Here is a 21,127-nt window from a genome sequence, read left to right on the forward strand (position 1 = left end):
GAATTAAGAAATAAAAAAGCAAAAAGCCCGGACCTTAGAGTGTTGCAAACCTCTTTATAGACAAGATTTGAGCTGCCCGAATTTCGCAACCTTCCACTGTTATCCTGCTTCCGAAGAAACGAGGTCCTGAAATAAATCAGGATGAGGCCTGGTTTTGAAAAAAGGCTTCACTCGGTATTTTTGTTAATTGTGAAGTTTGAACATGTCGGCGATCCGAGCCTTTTGCAAATATACAAATAAGATTGAGGAATGATAAAGATATCCATTTTGATATAGAAACCACCCCTAACTACTCCTAATCAATAATTTGAATATTACCAAAAACACAAAACAATAAAATCAAAAAGCACTCATTTAATAAAATTATTTATAACCATATTTTTCAGCAACCAAATTGGTCTATTTTAAATTCTTATTCAACAATTTTTGAAGAGACATAAATTTTATTCGTAAAATCAACAATTAACCTATAACATGGATTTATTAAAAAAATGGATGTTTACCAATCTCTTTAGCTAAAAACCTGTTTTTTTGGTAAATTTTAAACATTAAGTTTATATTCGATCAAGACTTCTGCTTCATGGCAGTACTTGGAAGATTGCTACAATAATTAATTTTTAATTGCTTTCACTCCACATTAAATCATAATTTTGCACCAAACTTAGCTGCTTAGGAAATGTATCAAATTAAAAAACTAATCGTTTGCCTCGACCACACCGAAATGGATGAAATTTTGGTAAAATACGCCTCTTTTATTGCTAAGATCAACAACACTAAGAAAGTCTATTTTACTAATGTTATCCGAAACCTTCAGATACCAAAAGACATCCTTAAGGAGTTTCCAAACCTAGTGGAAAACATGGTAGAAGAAAGGAAGGGACAAATGAAGGCAATCGTTGAAAAACGTTTCAACAAAAGCGATGATATTGCCATTTCCTACGTAGTGAAAGAAGGGCAGCTATCCAAGAAAATCCTTAAACTTGCTCACGAGAAATCTGCAGACATGATCTTGGTGGGCAGAAAAACAACCCTACCGGGAAGTGGTGTAGTCTCACAAAGACTGGCCAGAAGGGCTTCTTGTTCACTAATGATCGTTCCTGAAAATTGCAAAGAAATCAAAGTTGACAAACTGTTGGTTCCTAGTGATTTTTCTGATTATTCCAAAGATGCCTTGGAGGAAGCTATCATGATAGCAGAAAGAAATGGAAAACATGTAGAAATAGTTTGTCAAAACGTATTCTCAGTTCCATCAGGTTATCATCTTACTGGGAAAAGCTATGAGGAATTTGCAGAAATCATGAAGGTCAATGCCCAAGTGAATTTCAAAAAATTCATTCGTAAGATTGATACAAAGAATGTAAAAATTGATCCAATGTACACCATTGACAACAATGATGACCCTGTTGAGGATATCATGAACAAGGCCAAAGAACTTGATGTGGATGGAATTATTATTGGGGCTAAAGGAAGAACAGCAGCAACAGCCCTATTCATTGGAAGCATTGCCGAAAGATTGATCCAGCTTAACGAGGATTTCCCGCTGGTGGTAACAAGACCAAAAGGGAAAAATGCAGGAATCTTAGATTATATTCTTGAAATTTAAGCTGCTCCAACAAAATTTTTAAGATTGCTCAAAAATAAGGAATGGAAGATTATTTAGTAGGTATTGGGAAACGAATCAAGGAAATCAGAAAAAGTAATGGGCAAACCATTCACACCCTTGCCTCCAAAGCAGATGTTAGTAATGGGCTTATTTCGAGAATAGAAAATGGCCGAACCATACCTTCTTTACCTGTTTTATTGAACATCATTAAGTCGCTAAAAATAGATGTCCCAGAGTTTTTCAGCGGATTGCCACAATATGGGGAAAACAACTTTTTTGTTTGTCGATCAGCCGATTTCTCAGTCATTGAAAAAGAAGAGGATGCTGAAGGCTTTGTTTACAAGTTGATTTTTGGCAAACAGCTTGCCTCTTTGGGTTTTGAAGCGGTTATGCTTGAGGTTCAACCAGGATCCAAAAGAGACAAGGTCAAGACCGATGCCTTTGAATTCAAATATATGATCTCCGGAGAATGCAGTTATATCATCGGTGAAGAGGAAATTCTTTTGAAAGAGGGGGACGCCTTATTCTTTGATGGCCGAATTCCCCATGTCCCTGTAAACAATGTAAGTAAACCAGCCAAAATGTTGGTATTTTATTTCTTCATTAACAATGAAAAGTAAAGCCTACCTAATGGGCAGGCCTTGCGATACAAACAATAAACAAACTAATTATAATAAAATACTTTCCAATTCCGCGACACTATTCAGGATATAATCAGGTGAGGCTGTCATAAGTTGATCCTTAGTTTGTGCACCGCTCAAGACCCCAATGGTCAATCCGCAATTGGCATTTTTACCTTCTTCAATATCAATAGTTGAATCTCCAGCCTTAAGTACCTTTTGGGGATCTTTCACTCCTACAATTTCCATTGCTTTTAGGATCATATCTGGCTGAGGTCTGCCATTGACCACATCGTCAGCTGTGACAAGTCCATCCATATCTTTTCCAATTTCCCAGCCTAGCTTTGCTAATAATCCCAAGGCTGTTTTTCTATCATAGCCTGTGTTTAGCACGACAGAAACCTGATTTGACCGTAAGGACTCCATCAGTTCTTTCACACCAGTAAAGGTCTTTACATCCAATTCTTCATAGGCCTTAATAAGGCTTGGTTTAAAATTAGCGAAAGCCTTATCTGCAGTTGCTTGTACATTTTTTTCATCAGTGCAAGCTGTCAAAACATCTATTATAGCTTGATGCTTTTCTTTACCTGCACCAAACTCCAACACCTCTTCAAGGCTTACATTGTACCCTTGATCGTTGATTACTTGCCTAACTGTTTTGTAGACTACATTATCTTCATCGACAGTAGTACCTGCCATATCAAACACCACCAATTCTATTTTTTCCATAACTCCTTATTTGTTAAATATTTGCTTTACATTTTCATGAGCAAAACCAGCACTACCGGTCATGCCTTTGCCTCCAATTCCCGTTACTATATGGATGTTTTCATCTATGGTCTTTTGAAAAATATCCTGATTTTTACACTGAGCGTACATTCCATACCATCGGTGGGCGATTTCATAAGTCGGTAAATCAATGATTTTCTTAGCTTCCTGGATCATAAAATCATCAATATCCATATCTAATCCATAGCCCAGATCGTCAATATCGCTGGCGTCCGCATACTGATGGGAATCTCCAAGAATAACCGACCCATCCATAGCCTGTTTGAAAAGAATGTGTACTCCCCATTTCTTTTCTAAACTATCTGCAGCCTCTTTCTTTTTAATTTCAGCAAATGATGGACATTCATAAAACGCTTCATAACGCCTGATGGATAAACCTGTCAATACAGACCCTGGTAACTGATAATTCTCCTGTGGCTTGGTCTGCAACATCTGGAGCTTTGAAACTTCAAGATCACTTTGGGCAAAAATCTCAGGATACAACATCTTAAAGTCCTTGCCATTACATATTACCACCTTTGAAGCCTCTAACATGCTCCCTAAAGCCATATGAACCAGAACCTTTTCTCCTGACTTTTCACAATTTATCACAGTCTGGTTTCTAAAAATCTCCAAACCCTTTTCCCTTTCCAAAAACTCCAAAAGTCGATGAATCATAACTCTTGGCTCAACAGTCACTTCATCAGGAAAGAACAATCCAGCCTGCACATAATCACTTCTTAGGCCTGGATATTTCTCCAAACATTCCTTCTTGCTCAACATAGAGGATGAGTAGTCATTCCCCTTGTTTATCTCATGGAGTTCTTCAATTAACTGCACTTCCTCCTCATTTGAAGCCAAGTAAACAGAGCCATTATTACGAATGGAAATATCAAATTTAGCCTGGATTTCTTTGTAGATCTTCAAACTTTCCCGACCATATGCCTGCCATTTGGTATTCATCCCAGAAGGAACTACTTGTCCAAAATTTCTGGTAGTGGCACTCTGCGGTGCCTTATCTTTTTCGACCAAAGCCACCTTAAATCCAAGGTTTAAAGCATGAAAAGCATGAAAGGCTCCCAAAATGCCCCCTCCTATTACGACGAGATCAAAGTTATTTTTCATGGTTAGTAATGTTTCAAATACACTTTTTGTTGACCCTTATTTTTACTTTTTGTGACATCAATATTTGAAAAGCTAAACTCCTGACTATTTAAATTATTCACATTTGTAAATATTGATTCAACAAATATGAATATAATTTTACTATTAGTAAACTTTTTTCGTATTAAGAAAACTTTATATTTATTGAAATTAAACTAATAATGTATTTCGATCATGAATTTTTACCACCTCATTAAACTTATCGTTAGATTAACGGTCTAAGCTAACCATGAACCTTTTGGATGACTGCACCATTTTATCATTAGTTAAAGTACCTGAAACGAGAGAGAGGGGGTTCCGCTTGCTGGTTGAGCAATACCAGAAGCGAATTTATGGGGTCATCAGAAAAATGGTCATTATCCATGAAGACGCCAATGATATTACACAAAACACCTTTGTGAAAGCATTTCGGAACATCGATAAATTTAAGGCCGAATCAAGCTTGTTTACTTGGCTATACCGCATAGCTACCAACGAAAGTCTTAATTTTCTGGAGAAAAAAAAGAAACGATTTTTCTTACAGATTGATGATCATGAAAAGAAAATGGCCAACTATCTCGACACATCACCGCACATAGATGGTGATGCCATTCAGGTATTATTACAAAAAATATTGCTAAAACTTCCTGAAAAACAACGATTGGTCTTTAACTTAAAGTATTATGAGGAACTTAGCTATGAAGAAATCAGTCGAATTACAGAAACTTCAGTTGGTGCCTTAAAGGCAAGCTATCACCATGCAGTAAAAAAAATAGAAAAGGAAATCAAAGGGGAGTAAACCTTTTGCGAAATCAACTGTCTAAGAATTAGCATTATGAAAAACATTCCTAAGAGAGACATATTTAAAGTTCCTGAAGGGTACTTCGAAAGCCTTCCAGAAGAAATACTGGATAGAAGTAAAAATAACATTCGAAAGATAAACTACAGCAGATGGGCAGCTGCCGCAGTTTTGATATTCTCTGCAGCCCTGTTTATTTATAAGTTTGAATCTTCCAATTCCCTTATAGAAGCCAATAGTATAGCCGTCGATGATCAAGTAGAACTATTGATCGACCAAGGAGAATGGAATGTAGAAGATGTACTTTCGCTCTCGGAAGACCCTAATGCTGTATTGGATCAGGTGATGGCTGAAGAATGGGGATCATACGATGTGAGTGATAGTGAATTGGAAGAAGAACTCTGGAGTTATTAACCTAAATAAAATGAAAAAATTAAGCCTTATTTTGCTTCTAGGAATGCTCTCTTTAAGCGTTTACGCCCAAAGGAGAAATGAACCTGCTTATGACCAAGAAAAACTGGAAGCAGCCAAAATAGCCTTTATTACCCAAAGGTTGGACATCAAGCCAGACCAAGCCACTAAATTCTGGCCCCTTTATAACCAGTTTGAAGAAAAAAGAAGAAACATCTTTAAGAAGATGAGAAGTCAATCCAGAGTGGACAAGGAAGACCTTACCGATGAAAAAGCTCAAGAATTGATTGCTTCAAAATTAGCCACCCAACAAGAACTTCTTGATTTAGAAAAAGAATATATAGCCAAGTTTGCCAAGGCCTTAAGTCCCAAACAGGCTTACTTGCTTCAGGAAGCTGACCGAGATTTTGTCCGGCACCTCTATAGAATGAACCGGGACATGAGAAGGGAAGAGCCCAGAGAAGAAACCAATTAATTACAACGGACAGTATCAAGAAAATTTCATAGCTCCATTACATTGACAGGTAATGGAGCTTTTATTTTGTCTAACCTTTCATGGATTTTCATTGGCTTTTTTAAACGTATTTTGTTAGCATTAACTGTCATAATCCGATATTCCCAGATAACTTCAGTCAATTAGTTTGACGCTCATATTTCAATTTTTCATCCAATTACAATCCCTACGCAACATGAACAACGTTTTGAGTAAGCTATTAAAAGTGCTTCCACTTCTAATATTGATGGCCCAACTCTCACCATTTGACGCCTTTTCGCAACAGAAATCCAGACCATCCATAAATGATTTTACAGCTGAAATGGAAAAACAGGATGGTTTCTACCCACTTTACTGGGATGAGAATACCGGAAAAATATGGTTAGAAATCACCGCATTGGACCAAGAAATTCTTTACTACCCTTCCCTTGCTGCTGGTCTTGGTTCAAATGACATTGGCCTAGATAGAGGCAAGCTTTCTGGAGCTCATGTGGTGAGTTTTAGAAAGTCTGGAAAGAAACTCTTGATGACAGAAAGCAACTATGACTACCGGGCCATCACCGATAACAAAATGGAAAAGAGGGCTGTCCAAGAATCATTCGCAGAATCAATACTATGGGGATTTGAAATCAGTGCGGAATCCGGGAACCATTACCTAGTTGATGCTACAGAATTTGCTTTACAGGATGCTGTTGGAGCAATCCAATCCATCAGCAGGTCAAACCAAGGGAACTACAAAGTGGACCCTAAAAGATCTGCGATTTATACTCCTCGAACAAAGGCATTTCCAAAAAACACTGAAATTGAAGCCACCATCACGCTTGAGGGATCCAAGGCAGGAAGCTATCTGAGAAGCGTAACTCCCACTCCTGACGCGGTTACTTTGAGGATGCACCATTCTTTTGTGGAGCTTCCTGATGATGGTTATACCCCCCGTCTATTTGACCCCAGAGCTGGGGTAAATGCGGTAAGCTTTTATGATTTTGCGACACCTATCAATGAATCTATTGTCAAAAGGTATATTCGTAGACATCGCCTAATCAAGAAAAATCCAGGCCCTGCGCCCAGTGAAGTAGTGGAACCGATTATTTATTATATCGATCCCGGCACGCCTGAACCCATCCGTTCTGCCCTGATGGAAGGCACCAGCTGGTGGGCTGAAGCATTTGAATCGGCAGGGTTTATCAATGCTTTTCAAGTCAAACTTCTTCCAGATGAAGCTGACCCAATGGATATAAGGTACAATTTGGTCCAATGGGTTCATCGATCCACAAGAGGTTGGTCTTATGGAGGCGGGATTACTGACCCAAGGACTGGAGAAATTATTAAAGGGAAAGTGACTCTTGGTTCTCTAAGGGTAAGGCAAGACTTTTTGATTGCCCAAGGTCTTATTGCCCGCTATCTTGAAACAGGAGAAATAGAAGATGAAGCCATGCTGGAAATGGCCTTAGCCAGAATGAGACAACTAGCGGCACATGAAGTGGGACATACATTGGGATTGCCCCATAACTATATTGCCAGTGCTCACAATCGCGCATCAGTAATGGATTATCCTCATCCCTCCGTCAAATTTAAAGATGATAATTCCCTTGACCTATCAGATGCCTATGCGGTAGGAATCGGTGAATGGGACAAAGTGGCCATTCAAATGGCATACGCTGAATTTCCTAGTGGAGCTGATGAGCAAACTGAAATCAGCAAAATGGTTGAAAGTTATCGTAAAAAAGGATTAGATTTTCTCTCAGATCAAGATGCTAGGCCTACCGGAAGTGCTCATCCCAAGACCCATTTGTGGGACAATGGAGAAAGTGCTGTAGATGAGCTTGATCATGTAATGGAAGTTAGAAAGTATGTACTGGACCGCTTCAATGAAAAGAAAATAAAAATGGGACAACCCTTGGCTACTTTGGAAGAAGTATTTGTTCCCATTTATCTTTTTCACCGCTATCAAGTGGAAGCCGCGGCGAAGCTCATTGCAGGGGTAAATTATCAGTATACTCTAAGAGGAGATGGCGGAGAGGCTGTTAAGCCTGTATCAGCCGAAGAACAAGTTAGAGCTACAGAATCCCTCATGGCTACTTTGAATCCAAAAGCCTTGGCTGTTCCTCATCGTGTGTACGAGAATATACCTCCCAGACCTTACGGATTTTCGGCCAACGCTAGGGAAACTTTCCAGGGAAAAACAGGACTCACTTTTGATCCATTGGCACCAGCCCATGTAGCAGCTGACCTTACGCTCTCTTTGGTGCTCGATCCACAAAGAGCTTCCAGATTAGTCGCTCAACACGCTATCAATGAAAACTTACCTGGACTGGTTGAGATTATTGATATCATGATCAAAGAAATAAGTAATTTTAATATGCCCTCTGAAATAGAAGCCTCATCCTATGAACAAGAGATCAAAAGAACCGTTGAAAAAATATTCCTTCAGCACCTGATCAATTTATATAAAAGCAAACAAGCTTCAGAACAAGCGAGAAGCATTGCCCGATACGGGATAAGCAAATTGGAATTTTCTATCCAACCAGGAGGAAAAGAACAAAATGCTCACAAAAACTATTGCCAAAAACTGATCAATCAAATGGATCGGGAAATTTTGGATCCCGTCGAACTCATGTCCCCTATCCCAACACCAGATGGATCACCCATTGGGTCTGAAAGCTATGAGTGGTTGTCACCTATTTGCACTGAACAATAAAATATAAAAGGGGTTGTATGATTGATCATACAACCCCTTTTATATTATTTCCCTAGAATAAATTACTTAGCCTTATAAAGCTGATCATGGACTTTCTTTAAAAAAGCAGGCGTCAATTTGATCACTTTTCTATCATAAGTCATCAGTCCATTTGTTTCTACCTCCACATCAGTGGTTTGTGTATAGACCGCTGCAGAGAGTCCTTTTGGGATCAACTTAACCAAGTCATCCATCAACTTTGAATAGCGGTCCTCTAATTCTTCCACAGACTTAAAACTCTGATAGCCCCAGTTGTCCTTTTCCTGCCAAGTATGTCCATCAACCGGCAACCCTAGCCCTCCAAATTCACCTAAAGTAATGACTTGATCTTTTCCAAAAAACTTAGGATTAGGCATTGCAGGATTTGGATAGTTGTGCAAATCCATAATCTGACCAACAGGGAAGAAATTGCCACCACTGGCACCATTCACCAAACGGCTTTGGTCATAATCCATGGTCCATTTCACAATCTCTTCAGTTTTAAATTGGCCCCAAGCTTCATTAAATGGAACCCAGACAATGATTGACGGGAAGTTATAGAAATCATCCATGATTTCTTTCCATTCTGTTTTGTAGATTTTTTCTGATTCAGGAGTCCTATCTCTTTCTGTACCTACCCCTACGATTCCTGGTCGAGGATTCCATTGGTTGCCCATATCTCCACTTGGCATGTCCTGCCAAACCAGCATCCCCATCTTGTCACAGTGATAATACCATCTTGCAGGCTCTACTTTTACGTGCTTTCTGATCATGTTAAAACCCATTTCTTGAGTCTTGATGATATCAAAAACCAAAGCTTCTTCATTTGGTGCGGTATATAATCCATCAGGCCACCACCCTTGGTCCAATGGACCATACTGGAACACAAATTTGTTGTTCAACAACATACGTTGTACACCATCATCGTCCAACTCCATGCTAACCTTTCTCATGGCAGCATACCCTTCAATTTGATCAACAACACGATTTCCACTGACTAAGCTAACTTCCAAATCATACAAGAAGGGGTTACCAGGCTCCCACAACTTGGCATTTTCAATAGGTAACACTGCCTCCTCACCCACAGCAACGACTTTCTCTGACACAACTTCACCAGCCGACAGTACTTTAACCTTCACTTTGTGGCTGCTTTGGGCACCTGCCACTTCCGTTTCAATGGTCAAGGTTCCTGCGTCAATGTCAGCTGTGTTTTTGGTGGAAACAATATGGCTGCTTGGCACATTCTCCGTCCAAACTGTCTGCCAGATTCCTGTTACCGGAGTATACCAAATACCATGTGGTCTGTTCACCTGCTTTCCTCTTGGTTGAGGTCCTTCATCCGTAGGATCCCAAACCCTTACCACCAGCTCATTTCCTTTTCTGCCTTTCAAAGCATCGGTAACATCAAAAGAAAAAGGAGTATACCCTCCTTGGTGCACACCAACAGATGTACCATTAATAAAAACTTCTGTCTCCCAGTCCACTGCCCCAAAGTGCAACAGCACCCTTTCTTTACTTGATTTTTTGGCCTCAAAAGTAGTCTTATACCATAGCTCTTGATCCTTCCCTACTGTTTTCCCCACTCCGGATAAGGCTGACTCTACCGCAAAAGGCACCAAAATCTCACCTTCGTATGAACTTGGTACATCACCTCCCTTGCTTTGAATTTGATAGCTCCACAAACCATTAAGGTTTTGCCAATTGTCTTCCCTGACCATCTGAGGACGAGGGTACTCTTGGTGTACATTTTCGGGATTTACCTGATCAGCCCATTCGGTCATGATCTTCCCTTTAGCAGGCGCCCAGCTTCCATCCTGAGCCCAGGCTAGAGACTGGGCCAGCATCAAGCCTGCACCAATTAGGATTGATTTTTTCATTTCGGTCTATTTTAGTTTGATAGTAATTGTTTTCATTATTTCAATTCTGGAAAAGCACTGATTCTAAGTCTTGCTGCTCCCATTGGAATTAATTCTACTTCCTCTTCAGGTGAAGTGGATGTTTTTGGTAAGTCTTTAAGCTCACCGACCAAGCCATGTTCATCCAACCTCCATTCTGGAATTTGTTTTGCCTTGGCTTTGATTACAATTGGAACACTTTCTGGTGTAAAGGGGAATTCTGATGATGGCCATGGGCGTTCCACAACTTCAAGAGACTTTTCGGGATTTTTCTTATCAACTACCAAGCTGTAGTTCCAGTCAGTGGTAGGCTTTACTTCCCACGAAGGCCACTTCTGCGTATCTGCCCCTTCCTGCCATTTAGAATCCCAAATAGCCGTTTGGTCACTTTCTCTTTTTACATAATCTTCCCCTATTTTCAGGGAATAAATCAAAGGCCCACGGCTGACGCTGAAGCTATTGCTATTTTTTTCCCATGTTTCCACATGAATATCCATCGGTAAAGTCAGTGTAATTTGATCTCCGGATTTCCACTCTCTGTCAATCTTTGCAAAACCGACTTTAGAAATATCAGATTTTACCACCTCACCATTGATCGCTATTTCAGCTTTCTTGGTCCAAGTTGGAATTCTTAAATAAAGGGGAAACTTCACTGGAGAAGCTGTCTTAACCGTGAAATTCAAATTTCCCTCAAAGGGGTAATGGGTATCTTCCTCTATACTCACCTCTGCTCCTTCTGCTCCAACTTTGGCCTTTACAGTATTAGGGCCGTAGATCGAAGCTACCAGGCCATTATCAGGAGTGGCCATCCAAAGGTTCTCTACAAAATAAGGCCAACCTTGTGAATGATTGTGCTGACAACACCTCGAACTGAAAGGGTTCATCATCAAGAAAGGCCCTTTATTGGCAATACCCGGAGCATGGTTTTCAGCATCCAACAAAACCATATTGGGGGAGGTAATGTAATGCAGGGACTTAAAATCTGGCATGACCGCTGCAGGGTAAATATTGTAGGCTATCTCTTCAGCATGATCTGCCCAAAAAGGATCCCCTGTAATCCGCAACAAATGCTCGTCTGAGTTCATTTGTTCTACAATACCACATGTTTCTATCCCTTGTCTAGGGTCTGCAAAGCCAGGCCGAGCATTCTCATCACTTCCAAACATTCCTCCTGGCACTTGGCCAAAATGCTCACGAATGATCTCAAAATTTTCATAACTGGCTTTTACATGTTGCTCATCATGAGAAAGTAAAGCATATTGAGCAGGCTCCCTGAAAGCTTGTGCATGGTTCACGTTATGCCAATCAATCTGATCACGATACCAGTCAGGCACTTCTCCTCCGTTTCTGACTTCATAGTAATTATGAATATCCTTGATGTCATGCTGCCTGCCTACCCAATCAGAAGTATTACGATGGATTTTCTCAGCCAAGTCCAATAGAAACTTATCCCCAGTGCGATTATAGAGCCAAAACACACTGTGCAAATTATCCCCACCTCTCAACTTCTGCCAATAACCATTTAGAAAATTTTCATCTGGCACAGTAAGTTCATATTTAAAATAATTTGTCATCAACTCAATCACACGCTCATCATGAGAATATTCATAATATGACTGCAAACAATAAAGCATAATCATATTTGCCCAAAAATCCTGATTGTCTCCATCAAAATGACGTGGACCAAAGTTCCCGTCCTCCCTCTGGCTGGCTAAGGTTCCCTCCAACCAGACCATGGCCTCGTCTATCATCTTTTGATCTTCCAACAAATAACCAATATTCGCATAGCCTTTCAACCAATATGGTACTTCTTCCCAACCCCAATTTCCTTCTCCACTTTTGTTGAGCCAAGCATTATCTTCCTTTTGAAGCCAAGCACTGATTTCTCCCAAGTGACCTGTAAGGCCATTTTTTTGGCGAATTAAATATTCCTTGAGAAAGCCTTCTGGTTTGACTGATCCTACAGGAAGTTTTATCAAAGCACTTGGTTTTAAAGGTGCCCGATTACTGATGTAATGCGCATTAGTGGTGGTTGTATCTATCCGTTCTACCAAGGAGATTGAACTTATCTGCTCTCCCTTATTACAAGAAACAAGAAGAACAAATGATAGGACACTCGCAAGGCTTTTTAATTTTGGGTATTGTATCATGATTTAATCTTTAAATTTAGGGCTTAAAGAACATCGTAAAATTGGCTGTTGCCTTCGTATTAAGAAGACAACAGCTGAATCACTCATTGCTTCAAAAGGACATCTTTCAAAACTGGCATATAATAGCCTCCCACCACTGATCTTGCTCTAAAACCAACAGAGGTTGAATTGGTGGTTTCATGCCAGTCGCTGACTGGAATTCTATTGGGTGTTTCGCTAATATAGGTAAACATGGGATCGATCAAAGCCTTTTCGTCTTCCTCACTATTGGCCATAGCTGCTGTCCAAATCACCCAATCTGACTTCGTATAGGTTTTTCTGCTGTCCAGAGGCAAACCATATTTTTCTTGCTTGGTCAGGTAATAGGCAATTTCTTTTTCAGCCACTTCTTTAGGGAAGATCTCCAGTCCCAGCAACTCATTCCATACCAAATTATACTTTTGGCTCCAGGTTCCTTTTTTGTCAAAAGTCAAGCTATAGTGATCTCCATCCTCGGCTTTTTCCATCCATTTTTGAGCGAAGTCTTTCGCCATTGCGGTATATTTTTCTGCAGTTTCAGTTTTGCCTAAGGTTTCCGCCATTTGTCCATATGCTGCTATCGCGAGTATGGCTTTTACAGAAAGATTGGCATTATGGGCTAAATGTCCAGCGAAATCATCTGTACAAAGTTGATTGGCCGGATCAAAACCTTCATTGGCCAAGTACTCCACCCAAGTGGTCATCACATCCCAATGCTGTTTAGCATAGTCTGCATTGCCTTCTACCTTGGCAATGGCTCCAGTCAAAAGTAGCATGTTGCCTGCTTCTTCTACTGGCATATCTTCTCCATAAGTTTGACCATTGGCCAAAGGATAAGTTCCTACATCGTGGGCAGGAAAAGGTTTGGCCCACTTGCCGCTTTCACTGTAATAATAAATCGGCTCCAACATCCCTTTAAGCAAATCAGGATTATAGATCAAAAACAAAGGTGCCGAAGGATAGGTCACATCCACTGTTCCTATTGAACCATTACTAAAGTTCTCTTTAGAAAAGAAAAACAGCTCCCCATTAGGACCTTCCACTGTTTTGTGGGCAGAAACAGCCTGGCGGTAAACGAGGGCACAAATAGCTGCGTAATCCCCTCCCCCTGCCTGATAGGCATCCTTGTACAACTGCTGATCAAAAGCTTCACTTTTAGCCACCAATTTACTGTAATCGCTTTGCGCTGCCTGTAGCATTTCCTCGGTGCTCAAACCATATTTTTTCCACCACGCTTTCAAATTTTCATTAAAGAACTGTACTGCATAAAGGTCATCATAAGCCAGGGTAACAAAGTTTTCTTTTGAATCACTTCCTACTTTTCCATAATCAAATGCAATGGCTTGTGTAATCATTTTTTGATCCAAGGCCACGGGCTTTGCAGACTCATCAGGTGAGGTGAGCTTTCCATTATTCACAAAATCCGAAATCGAAACCATGTTCATACCAATCAATGAAGTGGTATTTTCCTGATCATTAGCGGTGAGATACAAGTAACCCCAATCAATCCTAATATTATCACCTTTCTTTTCCAATATAGGCTGAGTACTGGTTCCTAATTTCATCGCTTGAAGCCCTGAGATATCAGGCCTTTCCCAAGTCACTTCCTGATTGGGCGTATTGGCAGCCAAATTACCCGCTGCACTGAAATAAACCTGTACATCATGCTCCTTGCCATCCTTAGACTTAACTTCAAAGCTTACATAGTTGGCTGGACGGGTCATGATTTCCAAATTATCCGGAAGCATTGGAGCTGTAAAAGTCACCTCCAATTCAACCTCACCACAATCAAAACTATACAAGGTTTGCGTGGCCCTTACCGTTGCATTTGTTTGTTTCGCTTGGTCAATCTCCACCGCAGGTGGAAGAATCTCCACCAAACCTGCATCTAAAAATGCCCCACCGGTGGTGTTTTCACAATGGATAGCCATGACATTCTTTCCTTTTTGAAGGGCTTTCTTTGCCTCTGTTCTAATGGCAATGGTCTCAGGGCTCGAAACCCATCCTACTTTTTCATAGGCTAAAACACCATTGAGGTACACTTTTACATTATCATCATGATGAATATTCAATAAAAGATCATGAAAATCAGTACTTTCCAATTCAAAAGTCCTTCTCACCCAAATATTTTCAGTATTCCATTTATTCGGGGCTGGACTATCGTCTCCATTGGTAAAAGCTCCTTTGGTGGATTTCCACTTTTCACCTTCTTCATAACCCACATCTTCCCAGTTTCCTGTAGGCTCCTCCAAAGTATATTGCCAACGCTCTTTCATGCCTGTCAATGGCAGCACAGCTCTCGTTTCAGTCACTGATTCACCTAAAAAGTAGTAGGCCTTTCCATCCACTCTGATAATGCCTTGTAGGTCATTTTCCTTTCCTGTCCAATGCCTTGTGGCATCTCCATTCAGTTTATCCCCCATGCTCCAAACACTAAAATAAGGATCCACGGAAATCAATGGATAAGCAGGTGGTCTGATAGTATTTTCAGCTTCTACCTCAGCATCCATCTGCTTAACATCTGCTTCCTGACATCCTACCAGGGAGAAGATTCCAACTCCCAACAGGAGCTGCATCAAATTTTTAATCTTGATATTCATGTTTAATAGGTTTAATTCTTATTTATTGTTCTATCCAAACAGGTTGGGTAAAAGCTCCATTCGCTGCTACATCCCATACCTCAAGCCTCACCCAGGTCCGGTTCTTTAAATCTATTGAAAACTCCAAATTTTCAGTACCAAATACACGGGTATCACTTAAGTCAATTTTCTCCCTGAACACTTCCTCTCCGTCGCCAGATACGATTTCCAAATAATTTAGAGGGAAAGTCCATTCCGCTTTCAATTTGATTATCGCCTTTCCTTTTGAGTCCAAGGAGATCACCTCTCCGCTAGGCTTTCCATTTACTGAAAACTCTGGTAATAAAACTTCTCCTGTAGTCACAAAAAACTTCCCGGTTTCCATGGCGTCAAGCACTGGTTGCCAGCCTTCTTCAAACTTGGGCAACTTATCCATTTGAAGGTAATTGATGTTCATGTGACCATAAATCTCATAATCCGGCTCAAGCTTAAAGAGATCTGCTTCACCAATCACATACTTTCTTTCTCCCCAATTGGCCATGTCGTCCATCAAATGAAGAACCCTTCTCCCCATATTGGGAATGGACAAGTCAGCGGGAATCGCTTTCCATGCAGCTCCGTTAAAACGATCAGAATGAAAAAACGCTTCCTCTTTGTATCGATCTGGAAATCCTGTAGAACCTTTTGTTCTGGCATGAGCGGTCCAAGCCAATCCTTTTTCCTCTACCAGCAGTTGTAACATCTCTTCTTGGTTTCCTACGCGATAAACTTTGCCATATTCTTCTGTCTCTTCCACAAATGGCTGATCATTTTCCCTTGACATGATCCAGTAAACTGGATTTGGAAATAGATTCATCCAATGACCTCCAAAGTGTACATTTGGCTCTTCTCCCGGAAGCATGAGAAAATCTCCTTGGGATAATCTCGCACATTCCTCAAACATCAACTGCAACTCTGGCAATCTTCGTGGGCCATGATCCCTTGGATTTCCTGCAAGATGGTATTCCCCCAGATGCATGATATTTACCCCCATACTTCTCAGTGCTTTTACATGGCCCGGAATATCAGGAATGGGTTTATGGGTAAGCACATCATCCATGTGCTCGGTATGAAAATGGCTGGCCATGGTCCTATACCCTGACAAAGGTTTGTATTGGTCTTCATGGGTAAAAGCCTTCACTTTCTCCAAGACCTGCCCATCTTTGGTTTCACTCAGATAGACGAAAAAATTAAGTCGCTGCTCAGTACCAGGAGGAGCATTGAACCATGGTACATGTCGGTTGTCGCCCATGGGATCTTGGCGAATGCCAATACCAAATTCTGAACTCTGACCCCGATAATTCTTACCATACCATACATATTTCAAGTTATAGGCATTGTCCAAAGGGTAAAAATATTGATGTGGTGGAGGAAAAACTGCCAAGCTTCCTTGTTCTCCTTCTGCAATGATCGTCCTATATTTTACAGCTAAACTCTCTGCTCCAGCTCCCTTTTCATCCACTTTACTGGATTGTAAATAGCCATCGGTATCAGACCAAAAAACCTCATCAAAAGAATTGTCATCACTTACTAAACCTGCATCATAAATGATAGCTTTGGCGTCTTCATCCGTCTTCATTACAGCAGCCATATTGACCAAGGAACTACCATGATACAAAGTGATCTCTAGCCAACCTGAAAAATTCCCGGCGCTCATGTTATCAACCCGCACTACTGTACGCTCGCCATGGCTCTTTACTTCAATGTTCTCCGCTTCTAAAAGCACCTTATGGGTTTTAAAAGGCTTATAAGCCGTGCGGTCAAAAAATATATTCCATCCACTCTCCTTGCTCAAATCCCGTTCTCCAACAGTCAACAAAAATAACGGGTCAATATTCCTTCCGATTATCTTTGATTGGTCGCCCTTCTCCAACTGGACACTTTCTAAAAGTGAAGCGTCTTTGTTTAGGTTAAATACCATTTGGGCTGTTTTATCTTCTTCTGCCGGCCAGTTTACTCGCAGTAAGTCTCCATCTTCTGTGATAGTTGCTCCATTTTTGACTTTAAATCCAGAAAGGTCAACCTTAACTTGACCATAAAGTGAGGTGTTGATACAAACTAAAAAAAGAAAACATGTTATTTTAAAAGGGGTACGCATAGGTTATTGGGTTAGTGATCAAAATTGGGGTCCTTCATTTAATTGGGTACTGGGTTCTTGCCTAAAAATAGTTGGCCAGCCATCATTCCATAGGACTCTATCCAGAAGTAAAGCTCTTCTATTGGTTCCATTGTTGGTACGGGGTTTGTTTTTAAGCATTCCGTGATACAACAACCAGTCTTCTCCTTCTTGATCGGTGATGATTTCTGCATTGTGCCCTGGCCCTGCAAAACCTGTACTTCCAAGATTTCCTTTTACTACCAACTCTCCAAAGTGTCCATCTAACAACTTATTGCCAGACCTGTCCAAATAAGGTCCTTCCAACTTAGCTGATCTTCCTACCCATACTTGATAAGAACTATTGATTCCTTCACAACAAGAACCATATGAACCGAATAAATAGTAAAACCCATTTTTCTTGAAGACATAACTGGCTTCTAAATGGTCTCCCGCTACTTGGACTTTCTCTCCCTCAGTAGTTCTTCCATCATCAGAAAGCTTAATCATATACAATCCCCTGAAGCTTCCCCAGAAAAGGTATTTCTGACCATCTTCTTCAAAATAAAAAGGGTCAATAGAATTACTTACCCCAATGCTCTGAGAGTCAAAAATTTTTCCATAATCTACAAAAGGTCCTTCTGGTGAACTGGAAATGGCCAGCCCAATCCCAGGATTGGCATCTCCCCAAGTGGAGTAGGAATAATACATATAAAATTCATCCCCAACTTTACTGACATCCGGCGCCCAAATGCCTCCTTCTGATTTCCAGGTCGGCTTGGCCTTCATGGCATCTGTTACCCATTCCCACTCTATCAGGTCTTTTGATCTAATAACAGGTACAAGGTGGTAGCCTCCTTCATTTCTCCAGTTATCTTCTGTGCCATAAGCATAGAAATAGGCTCCATCCTGGACTACGGTTGGGTCAGCCAAAACAGGTTCAAAAACAGGGTTGGTATATTTTCCCACTATATTCTCATCAATCTCCTCATCTGTCTCAGGTACAGAATCTTGAGCATTACTCGCGCAAGCAACAGCAAAAATTAAGATACTGAATTGCAACATCGATAAAAAGCTTTGCTTCATAGGTTTTTGGGGTACTTTATGAAATAAAATCAGTTTTATAAACGTCATTGCAAGGAAGACAAGGTATCGGATAACCAATTTACTTCGCCAACTTGCAATGACGCATTACAATTAATTAGAAGTCTACTCTTTCAATTGGAGAAAACAACATATCCTCCACTCCATCAATTCTTACCCCCACCCTAGCAAAAACGTAATTTTGCGTAGGGGTCATGTCTGGCACATTGGTGCTTAGCTGTATGTTTGACATATCTGCTATGTCTCCACCACCAATACTGGAAGAGCTGATACTGGTTCTTCCATCTACAAAAGCCGTTTTGCTCAAGTACAATATCGCCTCATTGATATTTCTTGCGTTGGAATCTGTAATGATCTGTTCCAGGGCAAAACTGGCACTTACTGAACTGCCGCTTCCTGAAATATCTACATTCCTCAGCATGTAATACGGCAACACTTCAATGTCCATATTCAAACTTCCTCTTAAGTCCAGAGGAATGGTATCAGAACTGGTTTCAGCATTGGGGATGTTCATAAAAGGCCCTTGGTTGGCTGGAATAATCAATTTGTAATCCCCAGCAAACAATAGAGACGAAAATGAACCATCCTGATCCACCGCTACACCTATGTTGCCAAAGGTCTGCCATCCTTCTTCCCACAATTCAAAATAAACGTCATTGTAACTTACGCCAATGGGCTCGCCTTGATAAACCAGGTTACCTTCAAAAAGTAACTTAGGCTCATCATAGTTATCATATTCGCATGATGTCAGACCCATGGTCAGACAAAATAGCCCTGCTATATATTTGATACTATTTTTCATGAATTTCATAATTTAATGGTCCTATTATTGGTTAGGGTTTCTAACAATCAAAGGGTTGGCATTTCGCACATTATCCCCAATGAATGAATAGTAATTTCCTAGACGGAACCTATGCGGATTGAATACCGGCGTAGGCTTAAACTCCTCAAATATCCATTTCTCATGGTTAGGACTTCCTGGATCATACACTTTAAATGGCTTCAATCCAAATACTCGAGTACTGACAGCCAAAGCATCACCAGGCTCATTGGTCAAGTCAACAGATTCACCATTCCAAACCCTGTGAGCCAATCTCCATCGCTTATAATCCCAGAGAATGTGGTTTTCGAAGGACAACTCTACTTTTCTTTCATGTACAATCCTATCGAAGTCAATTTCTGATGGTGCTAAGTCAGTAGGGAATCCAGCTCTCCTTCTTACTTGGTTCATATACTCAGCAGCCTTGGTATTATCTCCCAATTCAAAAGCTGCCTCGGACGCATTCAATAAGATCTCAGCATACCTGAATCTGATCCACCATACGGCACTGCCTGTACCACGCTGACCAGATCCCACAGATGTATCCACGTACTTTCTAAGATAGAAACCTCCTTGAGCCGACCATTCCAGGTTATCGATAGGACCATCATATCCAACCACCTGATCGGTGGAACCATTTGGCAGCTCAGCCCTTCCTCCCAACTGATCGGAAGTGATGACATTACCTTCTGGCGTTTTCCAGCCTGCCCAGATATCTACTTCACTGCCCCGGAATGTAGAACCTGGCAAAATCACTGTTCCGGCTAACCTAGGGTCTCTACCTGCAAAAATGTCCAGTTGATCATCATAGTATATGGGGTTGCCATCAGCATCTTCGGTAGGAAGTGGGGCGAAAGTATTGTCCAACAATTCAAAAGATTGAACCAAGTTCAGAGAAGGATTCATTTTCCCACCCACTGTGTTTTCTTCTCTCAAAGACCTCGGGATATTTTCAATGGTAAAACCATGTGTTCTACCCTGCACCAGAAAATCCTTTGCTAAAATCACCTCATTGTTGGCCGATTTGTTCAAGAAGATATTGGTATAATTTTCCGATGGATCGGGATCATTTTGGTACAACCCATAGGTACCTAATCCCATAAGCTCTTCAGATGCTCTTAAAGAAGTCGTGTAATATTGATCAGCCATATCCGCTGGAATACCTACTTCACCTCCCGGCAAAGAAACATTCGGTGTCAGCTGACCATAATTGGCAATAGATCCTGCATAGAGGGCTGCTCTTGACTCCAGTGCCAAAGCTGCTCCAATAGTAGCTCTTGACCTTGTTCCTCCATTTGGAAGATCTCCTTTAATATCTTCCATTTCCTGGATGATATAATCGTAAACCTCATGCTCCTGAGCTCTAGGATATTGTAAATAAGTAGGATCACCACTGTAATCATATTCCAAAGATTCCAAGATCAAAGGCACACCACCCATTCTCTTAACATGTTCGAAGTAAACCATAGCACGGATAAACTTCGCCTCAGCAATAAATTGCGATCTAACTTCAGGGTCTAACTGATCAGCTACTTCAGCTTTTTCAATGAATAGATTAATATCACGGATATAACCATAATCCCACATTCCCCAATCACCATAGCCATAGTCAACATTTTGGTGTCTCCAGTAATCTCCGGCATTAGAGGCGAAAGTCTCATCAAAATTGGCAAACTCCCACCATCTCTCGATGGTTTGGTAGTCAGGAAGTCTATTATAAAGGTCTGCCAACACGGACAGTACCAAGTCTTCATTTTCCCAAACCTGATCTTCCAAAAGTATGTTTTGGGGATCACGGTTCAAGAAATCTTCATCATTACATGCTGTGAATAAAATCACACATGTGAAAATGCTATATATGTATTTTTTCATGT

At 40.7% G+C, this 21,127-nt stretch carries 15 protein-coding genes; 6 read left to right on the forward strand and 9 right to left on the reverse strand.

Annotated features, from left to right (window positions below; all coding sequences use genetic code 11):
- The first annotated feature begins 676 nt into the window (after positions 1–676).
- Both IFO69_RS00720 and IFO69_RS00725 read left to right on the forward strand, forming a co-directional pair.
- Entirely contained in the window at positions 677–1,603 is a 927-nt protein-coding gene (locus tag IFO69_RS00720) for a universal stress protein (protein WP_192007039.1), read from the forward strand.
- Between the two features lie 41 nt (positions 1,604–1,644).
- Entirely contained in the window at positions 1,645–2,223 is a 579-nt protein-coding gene (locus IFO69_RS00725) for a helix-turn-helix domain-containing protein (protein WP_192007040.1), read from the forward strand.
- 48 nt (positions 2,224–2,271) lie between these two features.
- On the opposite strand, the gene IFO69_RS00730 is transcribed toward IFO69_RS00725, so the two are convergent.
- Positions 2,272–2,952 (reverse strand): phosphonatase-like hydrolase, encoded by a 681-nt coding sequence (locus tag IFO69_RS00730; RefSeq protein WP_192007041.1) that lies wholly within the window; start codon positions 2,950–2,952, stop codon positions 2,272–2,274.
- Between the two features lie 6 nt (positions 2,953–2,958).
- Entirely contained in the window at positions 2,959–4,116 is a 1,158-nt protein-coding gene (locus tag IFO69_RS00735; RefSeq protein WP_192007042.1) for a TIGR03364 family FAD-dependent oxidoreductase, read from the reverse strand.
- A gap of 268 nt (positions 4,117–4,384) precedes the next feature.
- Between IFO69_RS00735 and IFO69_RS00740 the strand changes: the two genes are divergently transcribed.
- The 4 genes from IFO69_RS00740 (at position 4,385) to IFO69_RS00755 (ending at position 8,535) form a co-directional block, all read left to right on the forward strand.
- On the forward strand, positions 4,385–4,933 hold the full coding sequence (locus IFO69_RS00740) for an RNA polymerase sigma factor (protein ID WP_192007043.1): 549 nt from the start codon (positions 4,385–4,387) through the stop codon (positions 4,931–4,933).
- 36 nt (positions 4,934–4,969) lie between these two features.
- Positions 4,970–5,347 (forward strand): hypothetical protein, encoded by a 378-nt coding sequence (locus tag IFO69_RS00745; RefSeq protein ID WP_192007044.1) that lies wholly within the window; start codon positions 4,970–4,972, stop codon positions 5,345–5,347.
- Between the two features lie 10 nt (positions 5,348–5,357).
- Positions 5,358–5,819 (forward strand): Spy/CpxP family protein refolding chaperone, encoded by a 462-nt coding sequence (locus tag IFO69_RS00750; protein ID WP_192007045.1) that lies wholly within the window; start codon positions 5,358–5,360, stop codon positions 5,817–5,819.
- A 214-nt stretch (positions 5,820–6,033) separates the two neighbouring features.
- Positions 6,034–8,535, forward strand: a complete 2,502-nt coding sequence (locus tag IFO69_RS00755) for a zinc-dependent metalloprotease (protein WP_192007046.1) — start codon at positions 6,034–6,036, stop codon at positions 8,533–8,535.
- Between the two features lie 62 nt (positions 8,536–8,597).
- On the opposite strand, the gene IFO69_RS00760 is transcribed toward IFO69_RS00755, so the two are convergent.
- The 7 genes from IFO69_RS00760 to IFO69_RS00790 form a co-directional block, all read right to left on the reverse strand.
- Positions 8,598–10,430 carry a glycoside hydrolase family 2 protein gene (locus IFO69_RS00760; RefSeq protein WP_192007047.1) on the reverse strand — a complete coding sequence of 611 codons (1,833 nt, stop codon included), beginning with the start codon at positions 10,428–10,430 and terminating at the stop codon, positions 8,598–8,600.
- Positions 10,431–10,465: 35 nt separating this feature from the next.
- Complete coding sequence (locus tag IFO69_RS00765) at positions 10,466–12,598, reverse strand: beta-L-arabinofuranosidase domain-containing protein (RefSeq protein ID WP_192007048.1); 2,133 nt, start codon at positions 12,596–12,598, stop codon at positions 10,466–10,468.
- Positions 12,599–12,681: 83 nt separating this feature from the next.
- Positions 12,682–15,216 (reverse strand): glutaminase family protein, encoded by a 2,535-nt coding sequence (locus IFO69_RS00770; RefSeq protein ID WP_192007049.1) that lies wholly within the window; start codon positions 15,214–15,216, stop codon positions 12,682–12,684.
- A gap of 22 nt (positions 15,217–15,238) precedes the next feature.
- Positions 15,239–17,332, reverse strand: coding sequence for a CehA/McbA family metallohydrolase domain-containing protein (locus IFO69_RS00775; protein WP_192007050.1), 2,094 nt, complete (start codon positions 17,330–17,332; stop codon positions 15,239–15,241).
- A gap of 18 nt (positions 17,333–17,350) precedes the next feature.
- Positions 17,351–18,394 (reverse strand): family 43 glycosylhydrolase, encoded by a 1,044-nt coding sequence (locus IFO69_RS00780; protein WP_225443940.1) that lies wholly within the window; start codon positions 18,392–18,394, stop codon positions 17,351–17,353.
- 136 nt (positions 18,395–18,530) lie between these two features.
- The gene (locus IFO69_RS00785; RefSeq protein ID WP_192007052.1) at positions 18,531–19,235 is read right to left on the reverse strand and encodes a DUF3823 domain-containing protein; all 705 of its coding nucleotides are present in this window, start codon (positions 19,233–19,235) and stop codon (positions 18,531–18,533) included.
- Positions 19,236–19,259: 24 nt separating this feature from the next.
- Complete coding sequence (locus tag IFO69_RS00790; RefSeq protein WP_192007053.1) at positions 19,260–21,125, reverse strand: RagB/SusD family nutrient uptake outer membrane protein; 1,866 nt, start codon at positions 21,123–21,125, stop codon at positions 19,260–19,262.
- Positions 21,126–21,127 lie beyond the last annotated feature (2 nt).

Source organism: Echinicola arenosa (genome assembly GCF_014841125.1).
GTDB classification, from domain to species: Bacteria; Bacteroidota; Bacteroidia; order Cytophagales; family Cyclobacteriaceae; genus Echinicola; species Echinicola arenosa.